We start from the raw sequence: 12732 nt of genomic DNA, 5'->3' as shown, positions 1-12732 counted from the left end.
GTCACCCTCCCCGGTCGCGCCGACCGTCAGCGCGCTCTCCACCCGGGCGGGGGAGTGCCCGGAGGCGACGGAGGCCCGGACGGCGGAGTCCAGGACGTCGTCCGCCTCCCCGCCCAGGCTCATGTTCGCCACCGCCGGCTTCACGGCGTTGCGGGTGACCCAGTCGACGCCCGCAACCACCTGCTCGACGGTGCGCGAACCCGCGTGGTCGAGCACCCGCACCGCGACGACCTCCGCCTTCTCGGCGACGCCCGCCGTGGTACCGGCGAGCGTCCCGGCGACATGGGTGCCGTGACCGTGTTCGCCCCAGGAGGTCATGTCATCGTCGACGCCGTCGTAGCCGTAGGAGGCGCGCGGGCGACAGTTCGGCCGGTAGCCGTTGAGGGCGTAGTCGAAGGTGCGGCGGATCTTCCCGCCGAGACGTTCGACGACCGTCCGGCCCTCGGCCGTACGGGAGGCCGCGCGGCCGGGTCTGAGCAGCACGAGGTAGCTGCCGGAGACGGCGCCGGGCGCCCCGGCGTAGCGGACTGCGCCCTCGGCGGGGCCGGCGGCGGAGGGGGCACCGAGGGCGAGAGCGGCGGCGAGCGCGGTTCGCAAACCGGCCACTGGTTGGAACAACTGCCTTTCACCAGGCCTAAGATGGCGAGAGCCCTGGATGTCCGCGCAGGAAGACAGGGCGCTCGCCATCTCCCCTCGGCGGACATCCGCCCGACGAGGAAAGGTGAAGCGATGCTTTCGCGCGCCCACATCACACCCATACTGATAATTTCCGGGTCGGGTGCGGCGATCGGTGCACTCGGCCCTCTCGCGGGCACATCCGACAGCCCTGTTTTCCACGCGGTGAGCACCGTGTTCTCCGGTGGCTGGTCGTGGGCGTGTTTCGCCTTCCTGGTCGGCTGTTTCCGTCCGTCGAAGGCCGAGTCGGCCTTGCTCGCCTCCCTGGGACTGGCCATCGGTGTGGCCGTTTACTACGGGCTCAAGGCTCTGAGTCCGCTGGAACCGATCGGGATGGACGTCGCGGTCACATCGAGCGGCGCGGACACCTGGTCGGACATCCTCTTCTGGGGATCGCTCGCTTTCCTTTTCGGCGCCCCGCTGGGACTGTTCGGAAACCTGGCGCGGATCCCCGGTATCGCCGGCCTTCCGTTCCGTCTGCTCGTTCCGCTGATCGCCTTTTTTGAGACGAATGTGCGGCTGGATGTGGAGGTTGCGGCCGCGGGGCCCGGCGCCGGATCCGCATGGAGCGTGATTCGTGTGCTTGCCGTCCTCACCGCCATGGTTCTTGTGGGACACATGGTGTGGGGGTGGCGCACTCGGCACGACGGCCCGGGAGTCGGGTCGGTTTCGGACTGAGCCTGTCGCCGTGCGCGAGCGAGCCTTCGGCGTACGGAGATGACCGCCGGCGGCGGCCGAGGGGCTCGCCCGTCGGATGGCCCGTCCGCCGCTCGGCCGCCCGGCCGCTCGGGTACTCAGGCCGTCGGGAGCGGGGGCGCCGGGGGTCTGGCCGGTGCGAGGCCGTCCGTTTCCGGGGACGCGGTGTCGCCGAAGGCGTCGCCCGCCGGGACGAGCGCGACCGGGACGCCCGGCTCCGGGTCCGGGACGGGGTCCCGGGGCGCGGCGGGGGCGCCGGTGAGGAGGGCGAGGAGGCCGGCCACCTGGACTCCCGCCTCGGCAGGATGGCGGAACACGGCACCCGCCGAGATCTCGTACCGGTTGCGACGTCCGTCACGCACCCGCTGGAGATATCCGTCGGATTCCAGGTCGGCGACGATCGTCTGCACGGTGCGCTCGGTGAGCGCGCACGTCACGGCCACATCCCGCAAACGCACGGCCGGATCCCGGGCGATGGTCACCAGGACGCGGGCGTGATTTGTCAGGAATGTCCAGTTCTGTCGACGTGTCATGCTCCCCATGCCGTCATCATGCGGTACATGATTCATGTCACGCAAGACGCGAAACGGGTTTCCGGTAATTCTTGACGTACGAGAAGAAGAAGGCCAGCATCTACGGCAGTCAAGGTCCCGCGCCGCAAGCCGACCAGCCCAAGGAGCGAACCCGAATGCCGGTTTCCGCCAGCACCACCTCCAGCGCCGTCCCCGGCACCCGTACCGTCGAAGCCGCCGCGCTCCCGTGCCCCCGCCGCACAGCCGAGGCCGCCCGCACCGCGGGCCTGCCCCGGATCGACGAACCCCGCGAGATGGCTCCGGCCGATGCCCGCGAGCTCTCCAAGGTCTTCTTCCGACGCCTTCGTGTCCTCGAAGAGGGCACCCCGGAGTACCAGTACGTCCGCAACACGCTCATCGAGATGAACGCCTCACTCGTCCAGTACGCCGTGCGCCGCTTCCGCGGCCGGGGTGAGAACGGCGACATCGAGGACATCGTCCAGGTCGGCACCATCGGCCTCATCAAGGCCATCGACCGCTTCGACCCGGACCGCGAGAACGAGTTCTCCACCCTCGCGATGCCGTACATCACAGGCGAGATCAAGCGCCACTTCCGCGACACCACCTGGGCGGTCCGCGTCCCGCGCCGGCTCCAGGAGCTGCGCATCGACATCGCCAAGGCGAAGGAGGAGCTGACCGTCAGGCTCGACCGCTCGCCGACCGTCGCCGACCTCGCCGCGCACCTCGACCTCACCGACGAGCAGGTCATCGAGGGGCTGGTCGCCGCGAACGGCCACACCAGCGGCTCCCTGGACGCCCCGCAGGGCGAGCACGGAGACGGCCCCGCCGAAGGCCACACCCTCGCCGACGTCATGGGCGAGGAGGAGCCGGCCATGGAGCTGGTCGAGGACATCCAGACCCTGGCCCCGCTGCTGGAACGCCTCAGTGAGCGCGAGCGCGCCATGCTGCGGATGCGCTTCGGCGAGGAGCTGACCCAGGCCCAGATCGGCGCCGAACTCGGGATCTCCCAGATGCAGGTCTCCCGCCTGCTCACCCGGCTGCTCGCCCACCTGCGGGCCTCGATGCTGGCCGACCCCGGCCCCGAGCCCACCCACGCGTCCGCACGCACCGTCTGACCGGAGTCGTGACGCGCACCGTGAGCTGCGTCACCCGGCCGTTTGCCGGGGCCGGGCCGGGGCAAGCGCGCCACTGGAGCGGAACCACGCCCTCCGGCCGATCGGGCCGCGGGCGCGGACCGCGCGGGCCGATCCCGCCCCGCTCCCCGGCCACCGCCGCCAGCGGTGCGCCGGACCCGGTACGACCCACGAGGTGCATGTGTCCACGCTCCAGGCCGAACACGTCTACAAGGTGTTCGCAAGGCGACCCGGCGACAGGACGGCCGCCGTCCGGGCCCTCGAACGCGGCGCCGACCGCGACGAGCTGCGCGCCGACGGCACGACGGCGGCCGTCATCGACGCCTCCTTCCGCGTCGAGCCCGGCGAGATCTTCGTCGTCATGGGGCTCTCGGGCTCCGGTAAGTCCACCCTCCTGCGGATGCTCAACGGTCTGCTGGAGCCCACGGCGGGCCGCATCCTCTTCGACGGCGAGGACCTCACCGGGCTCGGGGCGCGTGAGATGCGCCACGTACGCTCCACCCGGATCTCCATGGTGTTCCAGCACTTCGCGCTCTTCCCCCACCGCGACGTGCTGGCGAACGCCGCCTACGGTCTGGAGGTCCAGGGCGTCCCCCGGGCCGAGCGCGAACGGCGCGCCGCCGAGGCGCTGACGCTGTGCGGGCTCGGCGGCTGGGAGAAGTCCTGGCCCGACGAGCTGTCCGGCGGCATGCAGCAGCGCGTCGGCCTCGCCCGCGCCCTGGCCACCGACGCCGACCTGCTCCTGATGGACGAGTCCTTCAGCGCCCTCGACCCGCTGATCCGCCGCGACATGCAGGACCAGCTCCTCGAACTGCAGCGGACGCTGAAGAAGACCATCGTCTTCATCACCCACGACCTCAACGAGGCCATGAGACTCGGCGACTCCATCGCCGTCATGCGCGACGGCCGCATCGTCCAGCAGGGCACGGCAGAGGACATCCTCACCCGTCCCGCCGACGACTACGTCGCCTCCTTCGTGCAGGACGTCGACCGCTCGCGCGTGCTCACCGCCGACGCCGTCATGGACGAGGCCCCCGACGACGCCCCCGACGGGGCGGACGGCTGCACCTGCCCCACCGTCAGCGCCGACACCCCGCTGGCCGACCTGTGCGCCGTCAGCGCCCGGGTCCCGCACGCGGTGAGCGTCACGGACGCGGAGGGGGCCGTCGTCGGCTCCGTCCCGCAGGACCGGCTCATCGCCTTCATCGGTGACGAACAGCGGCCCCCGATGGCCTGCGCCTGCGCGGAGGTGGCCGCCTGATGCCCCGCCTGCACCTCGGCGCCTGGGCCGACAGCACCGTCGACTTCCTCCAGCGCCACCTGTCCTGGCTCTTCGACGCCATCAGCACCGTCGTGACCGGCCTCTACGACGGCATCGACGCGGTGCTCTCCGCGCCCGCCCCGCTGCTCTTCGCGGGCATCCTCGCGGTCGCCGCCTGGTGGCTGCGCGGGCTGCTCGCCGGCCTGCTGGCCTTCGCCGGATTCGCGCTCGTGGACTCGGTGGCGCTGTGGGACGAAGCCATGTCCACGCTGTCGCTGGTCCTCGTGGCGACCCTCGTCACACTCGTGTTCGCCCTGCCGCTCGGCGTCTGGGCGTCCCGCTCGGACCGGGTCAGCGCCACCCTGCGGCCCGTCCTGGACTTCATGCAGACCATGCCCGCCATGGTCTACCTGATCCCCGGCATCATCTTCTTCGGCGTGGGCGTGGTCCCCGGCATCATCGCCACGATCATCTTCTCGCTGCCGCCGGGCGTACGGATGACCGAGCTCGGCATCCGCCAGGTCGACGCGGAACTGGTCGAGGCCGCCGAGGCCTTCGGCACCACCCCGCGCGACACGCTCGTGCGGGTCCAGCTCCCGCTGGCCCTGCCCACGATCATGGCGGGCGTCAACCAGGTCATCATGCTCGGCCTGTCCATGGTGGTCATCGCCGGCATGGTCGGCGGCGGCGGACTCGGCGGCGCCGTCTACCGCGCCATCGGCAACGTCGACATCGGCCTCGGCTTCGAGGCGGGCGTCTCCATCGTCATCCTGGCCATGTACCTGGACCGGATGACCGGTGCCCTGGGCCGCCAGGTCTCCCCGCTCGGCCGCCGCGCCCTGGAGAAGACCCGGTCGGCCGCGAGCGGCGCGGCCCGGCTCTGGAGCCACCGTCCGCAGCCCGCGTACGCCGTCACCGGCGCCGTCGTCCTCGCCCTCGTGGCCGGCGGCATGAGCACCTTCGGCGCCCACGAGGAGCAGGGCCCGGCCGGCGCCGCCGACATCGGCAAGGGCCGCAAGGTCTCGCTCGGCTACATCCCCTGGGACGAGGGCATCGCCTCGACCTTCCTCTGGAAGGAGCTGCTGGAGCGCCGCGGCTTCAAGGTCGACGCCCGCCAGCTGGAGGCCGGCGCGCTCTACACCGGCCTCGCCGGCGGCCAGATCGATTTCCAGACCGACTCCTGGCTGCCCGTCACGCACGCCCAGTACTGGCAGAAGTACGGGAACAAGCTGGAGGACCTCGGTTCCTGGTACGGACCCACCTCGCTGGAGCTGGCCGTCCCCTCGTACATGAAGGACGTCCGCTCGCTGGCCGACCTCAAGGGCAGGTCCGGCGAGTTCAAGGGCCGGATCATCGGCATCGAGCCGAGCGCCGGCGAGATGTCCATCCTCAAGGACAAGGTGCTGGGGGAGTACGGCCTCGACGGCGAGTACGAGGTCGTCGACGGATCCACCCCGGGCATGCTCGCCGAGCTGAAGCGGGCCTACGAGAAGAAGGAGCCCGTCGCGGTCGTCCTCTGGTCCCCGCACTGGGCCTACTCCTCGTACCGGCTCACCAAGCTGGAGGACCCCAAGGGCGCCTGGGGCAAGGGTGACGGCATCCACACCCTGGCGCGCAAGGGCTTCTCCGACGACGAGCCGAAGGTGGCCGAGTGGCTGCGCTCCTTCAAGCTCACCGAGGCCCAGCTCACCGGCCTGGAGGCGAAGATCCAGGAGACCGGCAAGGGGCAGGAGCAGCAAGCCGTGCGCGCCTGGCTGAAGGACCACCCCGAGGTGGACGAGCTCACCTGACCGGGCCCTGCCGCCCGAACCCTGCGTACGCCGCGGCGCGCGGGACCGTCGTGGTCCCGCGCGCCGCGGCGTTCCCGGTGCGGCCGGTTCAGCCCACCGGCACCCGCTCGGCCTCCGGCCGGGCCGCCCGGTGCTCACCCCCGCGGGGCCGCGGTCGCAGCGGCCACCACAGGGACCGGCCCAGCAGCGCGGCCAGCGCGGGCACGAGCACGATCGACAGGACGAAGGCGGAGAGCAGGATCCCGACCGCCGTCGCGAAACCGGTCTGTTGCGTACCGGGATGCGGGCTGACGGCCAGGCTCCCGAAGGACGCTGCGAGCACCAGCCCGGCGGTCGCGATCGCCGGCGCGGTCTGCCGTACGGCGCGGGCCACCGCAGCCCGGGCCGGTCCCGGCCGCTCCATCTCCTCCCGGATCCGGTCGCTGATCAGGATGTTGTAGTCGGTGCCCAGCGCCACCACGAACAGGAACAGCACCAGCGGGAGCGTGAAGTCCACGCCGGGCCGACCCAGCCCGTGCTGGAAGACCAGCGTCGAGGCCCCCAGCGTGGCGGCGAAGCCGAGTCCGACCGCGAGCATCAGCACCAGCGGCGCGAGCACGCTCCGCAGCAGGACCAGCAGGATGACGGCGATCAGCACCGCGGCCACCGGGAAGATGACCTTCAGGTCCTTGTCGACGGCCACCGCGATGTCGGCGAACACCGACGCCGTTCCGCCGACATGGGCCTCGGTCCCGGCGGGCAGGTTCGCGCGGACCGTCTTGCGGACCGGCCCGGAGACGAGGTCGCGGGCCTCCTGTCCGGCGGACTCCACCGTCAGCAGCAGGTCGATGCGGGCCGCCTTCCCGTCCTCGCTGAGCACGGTCGGAGCCACCCGGCCCACTCCGGGCACCCGGGCGAGCGCCCCGGCCAGCCCGGCCACCCGGTCCGCGCCGAGCGGCGCGCCGTCCCGGGCGGCGACGAGCACGCTCGTCGGGTCCGAGACCCCGGCGGGCAGCGAGCGGGAGATCTCCGCGGCCGTCAGCACGGCACCGGTCCGCTCCCCGTCCCCGCCGGACTGCCCGTAGTCCACGCGGATGCCGGCCAGACCCGCCGTCAGCGCGCCGAGCAGTACCACCGAGGCGAGGACCAGCGCCACCGGACGCCGGGCCGTCAGCCCGCCGAGCCGCCCCGCCAGGCCGGCGCGCGGCTCCCGCCGCAGGGCGCGCGAGGGCCAGAACATCTTCCGGCCGCTCACGGCCAGCAGTGCCGGCATCAGCGTCAGGCTGCCCAGCAGCATCACCAGCACGGACACCGCGATCGCCGGGCCCAGCACCCGGAACTGGCCGAAGGAGGCGATCCCGAGCGTGGCGAACGCGGCGACGATCGTCAGTGCGGCGGAGGTGACGGCCGTCCCCACCCGGCCCGCGACCTCCGCGGCGGCCTTCCGTCCCGTCTCCCCGGGGTGCAGCCGCAGCCGTTCGCGGAAGCGGAACAGCAGGAAGAGGAAGTAGTCGATGCCGATGCCCATGAGCACCACGTTGATCAGCGCGGGGGTGGAGGGGGCCAGCCGGATGCCCGTCGCCATCGACGCCAGGATCACCGACCCGGCCGCCGCGCCCCCGATCACCGCCATCGCGAGCAGCGGCAGCAGCGCCGCGAGCACACTGCGGAAGACCAGTACGTGGAGCAGCACGATCAGGCCCATGACCACCGCGCCGACCACCGTCGACCGGGTCTTCTCCGCGTCGGCGGTGTCCACCGTCGCGGCCAGCCCGCCCGTGAACCCCGTGCGCAGGCCCGCCTCCCGGAACGCCGTCCGGGTCTGCTCCCGGAACTCCCGGTAGGTGGACTGCACCCCGGGGTCCTGCGGATTGCCCTTGAGCTCCACGGACAGCAGCCGGAAGGAACGGTCCGGGGCCGTCATCCCGGCGCCGATCCGGGGGATCTGGGAGTGGTCCTGGGTGAAGGGCGGGTCGTCCTTGGTCCTCGGCATGACGATCTTCCGTCCCGCCAGGCGCGCCGACACCTCCTCGATCCTGCGTTCGTCGGCGGCGCCGAGCGCGCCGCCGTCCGTACGGGCCACCAGCACGGTCACCGGATCGCTGTCGGGCCGTGCGCCGAAGTGGTCCTCGGAGATCCGCAGCGCGGCCGCCGAATCGTAGGTGGCGGGCAGGAAGCCGTCGTTGCCGGGCTGGGTGGCGCGGAAGACGAACACCTGGCCCAGGATGGTCAGCCCGATGCCCAGTACCGCCCAGAGGACGATCACCTTCCATGCGTTCCTCGTCGAGCATCCCGTCAGGGCGCGGATCACTGTTCTCCTCCGGTCGGTCCGTTGCGACTGCGCCGGGGTGCCCGGCACGTATCCAGACCATCACCGGCCGGGCGGGAAAACGTCCTGGTCAAGGAGGAGTTCCCGGCCGGTACCAGGGTCCGGGGACGGGCCCGGACCAGGACTCCGGTCCTGGTCCGCAGCGGTCCCCGGGGACGGCGACCGGGGTGCGGGCCGGTGCGAGAATGGACGGACGAGGGCGGCCGGGACGGCGGTCCGTGGGGGAGGACCGACACCGATGAGCACGACGCGCGCCGACCGGCTGACGTGGACGCGCAACGACGCACTGGTGGCCGTCGGCGCCACGGCCGTGGACCTCACGGGCTTCGCCTTCGACACCCAGTTCGAGGACGCCCCGCTGGGGGTCACCACGGGGGCCCTGGTGGTGGCCGCGGGACTGGCCCTGGTCGCCAGGCGCCGCCACCCGGTGGCGACGCTGGCGGTGGTGCTGCTCCTGGGCGTGGTGGTGAACGTGGTCACCTCGGTGTCCCCGCACTTCGGTCTCGCCCCGTCCGTCGCCCTGTACTCGGTCGCCGTGGCCCGCGGCCCCGCGGTGGTGGCCGTGGCCGCCCTCCTGACGGCGCCGTTGAGCAGCCTGGGCCAGGGCGGCCTGCCGTTCGACTCCGGCTACGGCGTACTCGCCAACGTGGCGGCCACCCTCCTCGTCGTCGTCACCGGCCTCCTGGTCAAGCGCTGGCAGCGGGAGACCGAGGCCAACCGGATCCTGCTCGCCGACCGCGCGGTGGCCGAGGAACGCCGCCGGATCGCCCGGGAACTGCACGACATCGTGGCCCACCACATCACCACCATGCAGCTGATGGCGGGCGGGGCCCGGGCCAATCTGGCGCACGATCCGGAAGCGGCCCGCGAGGCCCTGGTGACCCTGGAGGGCTCCGGCCGGCTGGCGCTCGGGGAGATGCGGCAGCTGCTGGACGTGCTGCGGGCCGGGGAGGAGCCGGAGACGGCCCCGCCCGCCCCGCAGCCCGGTGCCGGGGACCTGGACCGGATCATCACCGAGTCCCGGCTCGCGGGGATGGAGACGGAGTTCACCGTACGGGGCCCGGTCCGCCCGCTCCCGCCCACCGTCGGCCTGACGGTGTTCCGGGTGGTGCAGGAGGCCCTGACCAACGCCCGCAAGCACGCCGGGGACGCACGGGCCCACGTACGGCTGACCTACCGCCCGGACGAGGTGACGGTGGAGGTGAGCGACGACGGACCGGGCAGCGGATCCGGAACGGCCCCCGAACGGCCGCCCGGCCGCGGCGGGTACGGTCTGATCGGAATGCGTGAACGCGTCGCCCTGCAGGGCGGCACCCTGGAGGCCGCCCCGCTCGACGCGGGCGGGTTCCGGGTCGAGGCCCGGCTCCCGGTCCCCTCGGGAGCCGGTACCGCCGACGGAGAGGAATCCCCCCGATGATCCGCGTGCTCATCGCCGACGACCAGCCGCTGGTCCGGCGGGGACTGGCCCTGATCCTGGCCCCCCATTCGGACGTCGAGGTGGTCGGCGAGGCAGGGAACGGGGCGGAGGCCGTGGAACTGGCCGGCCGGCTGCGCCCCGACGTGGTGGTCATGGACATCCGGATGCCCGAGCTCGACGGGGTCCAGGCCACCGGCGAACTGGCCCGCACCCGGCCCGAGTCCCGGGTGCTGGCGCTGAGCACCTTCGACATGGACGAGTACGTGGTCGCCGCCCTGCGCGCGGGCGCCTACGGCTTCCTGCCCAAGGACGTCTCCCCCGAGGAACTCATCGCGGCCGTCCGCACCGTCCACGCCGGCGAGGCCGCCGTCGCGCCCCGCCTGCTGACCCGGCTGATCTCCACCTACGTACGGGCCTCCCCGCGCGAGCCCCGGCCCGCCACCGCCCCGGCGTCGCCCACCGGACTCACCCCGCGCGAGCTGGAGATCTGGCGGCTGCTGGCCGGCGGCTTCGACAACGCCGAGATCGCCGCGGAGCTGGACATCAGCATCTCCACGGTCAAGAACCACATCACCGGCATCTTCGGCAAGCTCGGCGTCCGCGATCGGGCCCAGGCGGTCATCGCCGCCTACGAATCCGGACTGGTCGAGGCCGAACGGAAGCCCGCTTGATCACCAAGTGTCCGCAGAGCACCCGGTGCGGACCGGTGGAATCCCCTCTGACCAGCCGGAACACTGGAGGATTCGCCCGTGCGGAGCAGGCGTCGGTCATGGCACAGTGCGTGGAGTGACCCCGCCCGACCAGGGAGCCGCCATGCGTGATCCGCAGACCGTGCCGCCACCGACGCGCGCGCTCGCGCCCGAGTTGCGGGCGGTGCGGCCGGGCCCGCTGCCCTCCTGCCCGGTGTGCGCCGAAGCCCCGGAACGGATCTCCTGGCGCCAACGCCCGGGCGAGCCGGTGCTCCTGGTCTTCGAGCCCTGCGGCCACCGCCACGGCTCCCCGGCCCCGCCGGTCCTGGCCGTCACCCCGCCGGCGCCGTACCCCGGGCGATGAGCGCGCCACGCCGCTCCTCCAGCATGTCGACGCACTCCCGGATGCCCGGCGCGGGCTCGGGGGAGGCGTCACGGACCGCCTTCACCGCCATGATGCGGCGGTCCAGCAGCAAGAGGCCGTCCACGTGCGCGCGTACGTCCTCGGGCAGCGTCTCCCAGACCGGGACGACCGGGTTCTCCATGGCCGTATTGAACCCCGGACCGAACCCCCGTGGCCAGGGGCCCTTGCGCCCCGCGGGTCAGCCGCCGGGGACCGGACCGCGCATGTGCGCGCTGACCCACTGGATCAGCGCCCCGTCGTGCATGCCGGGGACGTACGTGCGCGCGTTGTGCCCGCCGCCCTCGTCGACGTGGAACCTCGTCTTCACGGGGCCCGTTCCGTACTGCCGGATGAAGTTCTCGACCAGCGGCCGGCAGCGCACGTCGCTGCCCTTGGTGCCGACCTGGAAGGCGAGGTAGACCTCGGGCCCCTTGCGGTCGATGAGCCGCCGCGCCAGCTCCGGCGGACTGTTCTCCAGCTTCTCCCGGGGATACCCGCGCCACAGACGGGAGTCGGGCAGGATGTCGGGACCCCCGGCGATCACGGCCTTGAACCGGTCCGGCTTCTGCAGCACCGCCTTGAGCCCCGCGAAACCCCCGGTCGAGCTCCCCATGAACGCCCATCCGTCACGGGACTTGATGGTCCGGAAGGCCGACCGCACCAGATCGGGCACGTCCTCGGTCAGCCAGGTCCCCATCTTCGGCTGCCCCGGGATGTCGCTCCCGTCCCAGTAGAGGCCTTCCTTCCCGTCCGTCCGGGGGTTGAGCACCGGCATGGCCAGGATGAACGGCAGGCTGCTGCCGTCCCTGGACCACGCGGAGATGCTCGCCTCCAGCTTGAGGTTGCGGTCCATCCAGTAGTTGACGGGGAAACCCGGCCCGCCCGGCAGCGCGATCATCACAGGGAAGCCACTGTGCGCGTACCGGGCCTCCTTGTACTGGGGCGGCAGCCACAGCCACACCTTGCCCGTGAACCCCGACTTCTTCCCCGCGAGGGTGGTCACCAGCACCTTGCTGCCGTCCTCCGGGATCGTCGCGGCGATCCTCAGCTCCGGCGCGGGGCCCGTGGGCAGTTGGGTCAGGGCGTCCACGGGCGCGCCGCGCGCCCGCCCCCCACCCTCGTCGAACCGTACGGTGTCACCCGTGTCGGAGAACGCGTCGTCACGGACGAGCGCACCTCCGACCAGAACCCCCGCGACGGCCACCGCCACCGCCGCCCCGATCCACCGGCGCCGTCGTGGGCGCCCGCGGTGCCGTCCCGCACCGACCGTGTCGTTCACGGCAGCAGTATGTCCCTTTCCGCCGGAAGCGGACCTGTGGCAGGCCCGTCGGGCGGACCTCGTATCCTGCAACGGAGCTCGGCCCCGAGCAGTTTCGAAGGGCCGTGCCGCGCCCCGGGCGCGCGCACGGCGGGAAAGGGAGACCCCTGATGGACGTGCAGCACTTCGAGCGGATCACCGCGTTCATCGAGGCGCGGCTGACCCCGCTGTTCGACGCGGAGACCGGAAGTGAGCGCGGTTTCGCGATGGACGACACCTCCCGGGCCCTGCGCGCGCTGCGCAACAGCGTGCTGGAGGCGTCGGCGGTGAAGGGGCTCTTCGAGCAGCGGGAGACCGCCGACCAGCGGATGCGCAACGTCATCGACCAGTCGGTGGAACACCACTGGGACGTGCTGCGCGGCATCGCCCGCCAGTGGGAGGACCACGCCGACTTCCGCCGCGAGTTCAAGCGCCACGCCTGGCAGCTCGAAGCCGCCCCGGCCGTGCCCGCCGAGGCCTGAGCCGCCCCGGTTCCCCGGGCGGCGCCGCCCGGGGAACCACGGCCGGCC

The 12732-nt window shown here is 72.5% G+C and carries 12 protein-coding genes and 1 pseudogene; 8 read left to right on the top strand and 5 right to left on the bottom strand.

The window, feature by feature from the left end; translation table 11 throughout:
* Positions 1 to 9 precede the first annotated feature (9 nt).
* Positions 10 to 318 (bottom strand): annotated as a pseudogene (locus OG295_RS01835) (S8 family serine peptidase); the annotation flags it as partial.
* On the opposite strand from OG295_RS01835, the gene OG295_RS01830 reads away from it, so the two are divergent.
* Entirely contained in the window at positions 205 to 1353 is a 1149-nt protein-coding gene (locus tag OG295_RS01830) for a hypothetical protein (RefSeq protein WP_371675185.1), read from the top strand. The pseudogene OG295_RS01835 and the gene OG295_RS01830 overlap by 114 nt on opposite strands.
* A gap of 116 nt (positions 1354 to 1469) precedes the next feature.
* On the opposite strand, the gene OG295_RS01825 is transcribed toward OG295_RS01830, so the two are convergent.
* Positions 1470 to 1904 carry a helix-turn-helix transcriptional regulator gene (locus tag OG295_RS01825; RefSeq protein ID WP_371675184.1) on the bottom strand — a complete coding sequence of 145 codons (435 nt, stop codon included), beginning with the start codon at positions 1902 to 1904 and terminating at the stop codon, positions 1470 to 1472.
* Positions 1905 to 2059: 155 nt separating this feature from the next.
* Here OG295_RS01825 and OG295_RS01820 point away from each other — a divergent pair, with 155 nt between their 5' ends.
* From OG295_RS01820 to OG295_RS01810, 3 genes are all read left to right on the top strand, one after another.
* A complete protein-coding gene (locus OG295_RS01820) occupies positions 2060 to 3019 on the top strand; it encodes a SigB/SigF/SigG family RNA polymerase sigma factor (RefSeq protein WP_371675183.1) in 960 nt (319 codons plus the stop codon).
* Positions 3020 to 3218: 199 nt separating this feature from the next.
* Positions 3219 to 4298, top strand: coding sequence for a glycine betaine/L-proline ABC transporter ATP-binding protein (locus tag OG295_RS01815; RefSeq protein ID WP_371681073.1), 1080 nt, complete (start codon positions 3219 to 3221; stop codon positions 4296 to 4298).
* Entirely contained in the window at positions 4298 to 6088 is a 1791-nt protein-coding gene (locus tag OG295_RS01810; RefSeq protein ID WP_371675182.1) for an ABC transporter permease/substrate binding protein, read from the top strand. The genes OG295_RS01815 and OG295_RS01810 overlap by 1 nt, the downstream gene beginning before the upstream one ends.
* A gap of 88 nt (positions 6089 to 6176) precedes the next feature.
* Here OG295_RS01810 and OG295_RS01805 read toward each other — a convergent pair whose 3' ends face one another.
* The gene (locus OG295_RS01805; protein ID WP_371675181.1) at positions 6177 to 8333 is read right to left on the bottom strand and encodes an MMPL family transporter; all 2157 of its coding nucleotides are present in this window, start codon (positions 8331 to 8333) and stop codon (positions 6177 to 6179) included.
* Between the two features lie 301 nt (positions 8334 to 8634).
* Here OG295_RS01805 and OG295_RS01800 point away from each other — a divergent pair, with 301 nt between their 5' ends.
* The 3 genes from OG295_RS01800 to OG295_RS01790 all read left to right on the top strand — a co-directional run bounded on the left by OG295_RS01800 (position 8635) and on the right by OG295_RS01790 (position 10866).
* Entirely contained in the window at positions 8635 to 9813 is a 1179-nt protein-coding gene (locus OG295_RS01800; protein ID WP_371675180.1) for a sensor histidine kinase, read from the top strand.
* Positions 9810 to 10484: a response regulator gene (locus OG295_RS01795; RefSeq protein WP_371675179.1), complete on the top strand. Its 675-nt coding sequence runs from the start codon at positions 9810 to 9812 to the stop codon at positions 10482 to 10484. Before OG295_RS01800 ends, OG295_RS01795 begins: the two co-directional genes overlap by 4 nt.
* Positions 10485 to 10626: 142 nt before the next feature.
* Positions 10627 to 10866, top strand: coding sequence for a hypothetical protein (locus OG295_RS01790; protein ID WP_371675178.1), 240 nt, complete (start codon positions 10627 to 10629; stop codon positions 10864 to 10866).
* Here the strand turns inward: OG295_RS01790 and OG295_RS01785 are convergent.
* Both OG295_RS01785 and OG295_RS01780 read right to left on the bottom strand, forming a co-directional pair.
* Positions 10835 to 11047 carry a hypothetical protein gene (locus tag OG295_RS01785; RefSeq protein WP_371675177.1) on the bottom strand — a complete coding sequence of 71 codons (213 nt, stop codon included), beginning with the start codon at positions 11045 to 11047 and terminating at the stop codon, positions 10835 to 10837. The two genes, OG295_RS01790 and OG295_RS01785, sit on opposite strands and share 32 nt — an antisense overlap.
* A gap of 57 nt (positions 11048 to 11104) precedes the next feature.
* Positions 11105 to 12184 carry an alpha/beta hydrolase gene (locus OG295_RS01780; protein WP_371675176.1) on the bottom strand — a complete coding sequence of 360 codons (1080 nt, stop codon included), beginning with the start codon at positions 12182 to 12184 and terminating at the stop codon, positions 11105 to 11107.
* A 149-nt stretch (positions 12185 to 12333) separates the two neighbouring features.
* On the opposite strand from OG295_RS01780, the gene OG295_RS01775 reads away from it, so the two are divergent.
* Positions 12334 to 12684: a hypothetical protein gene (locus OG295_RS01775; RefSeq protein WP_280917208.1), complete on the top strand. Its 351-nt coding sequence runs from the start codon at positions 12334 to 12336 to the stop codon at positions 12682 to 12684.
* Positions 12685 to 12732: the final 48 nt, after the last annotated feature.

It is taken from the genome of Streptomyces sp. NBC_01276, assembly GCF_041435355.1.
In the GTDB taxonomy this organism is placed as follows: Bacteria; Actinomycetota; Actinomycetes; order Streptomycetales; family Streptomycetaceae; genus Streptomyces.
Note: the sequence above shows the minus strand (reverse complement) of the source record. Positions and strands in the feature narration are given on the sequence as shown.

Bases quoted from the DNA above. Each gene is read 5' to 3' on its own strand.
- OG295_RS01775 (WP_280917208.1), top strand. From the start codon at position 12,334: ATGGACGTGCAGCACTTCGAGCGGATCACCGCGTTCATCGAGGCGCGG.
- OG295_RS01795 (WP_371675179.1), top strand. From the start codon at position 9,810: ATGATCCGCGTGCTCATCGCCGACGACCAGCCGCTGGTCCGGCGGGGA.
- OG295_RS01790 (WP_371675178.1), top strand. From the start codon at position 10,627: ATGCGTGATCCGCAGACCGTGCCGCCACCGACGCGCGCGCTCGCGCCC.
- OG295_RS01785 (WP_371675177.1), bottom strand. From the start codon at position 11,047: ATGGAGAACCCGGTCGTCCCGGTCTGGGAGACGCTGCCCGAGGACGTA.
- OG295_RS01825 (WP_371675184.1), bottom strand. From the start codon at position 1,904: ATGACACGTCGACAGAACTGGACATTCCTGACAAATCACGCCCGCGTC.
- OG295_RS01810 (WP_371675182.1), top strand. From the start codon at position 4,298: ATGCCCCGCCTGCACCTCGGCGCCTGGGCCGACAGCACCGTCGACTTC.
- OG295_RS01800 (WP_371675180.1), top strand. From the start codon at position 8,635: ATGAGCACGACGCGCGCCGACCGGCTGACGTGGACGCGCAACGACGCA.
- OG295_RS01820 (WP_371675183.1), top strand. From the start codon at position 2,060: ATGCCGGTTTCCGCCAGCACCACCTCCAGCGCCGTCCCCGGCACCCGT.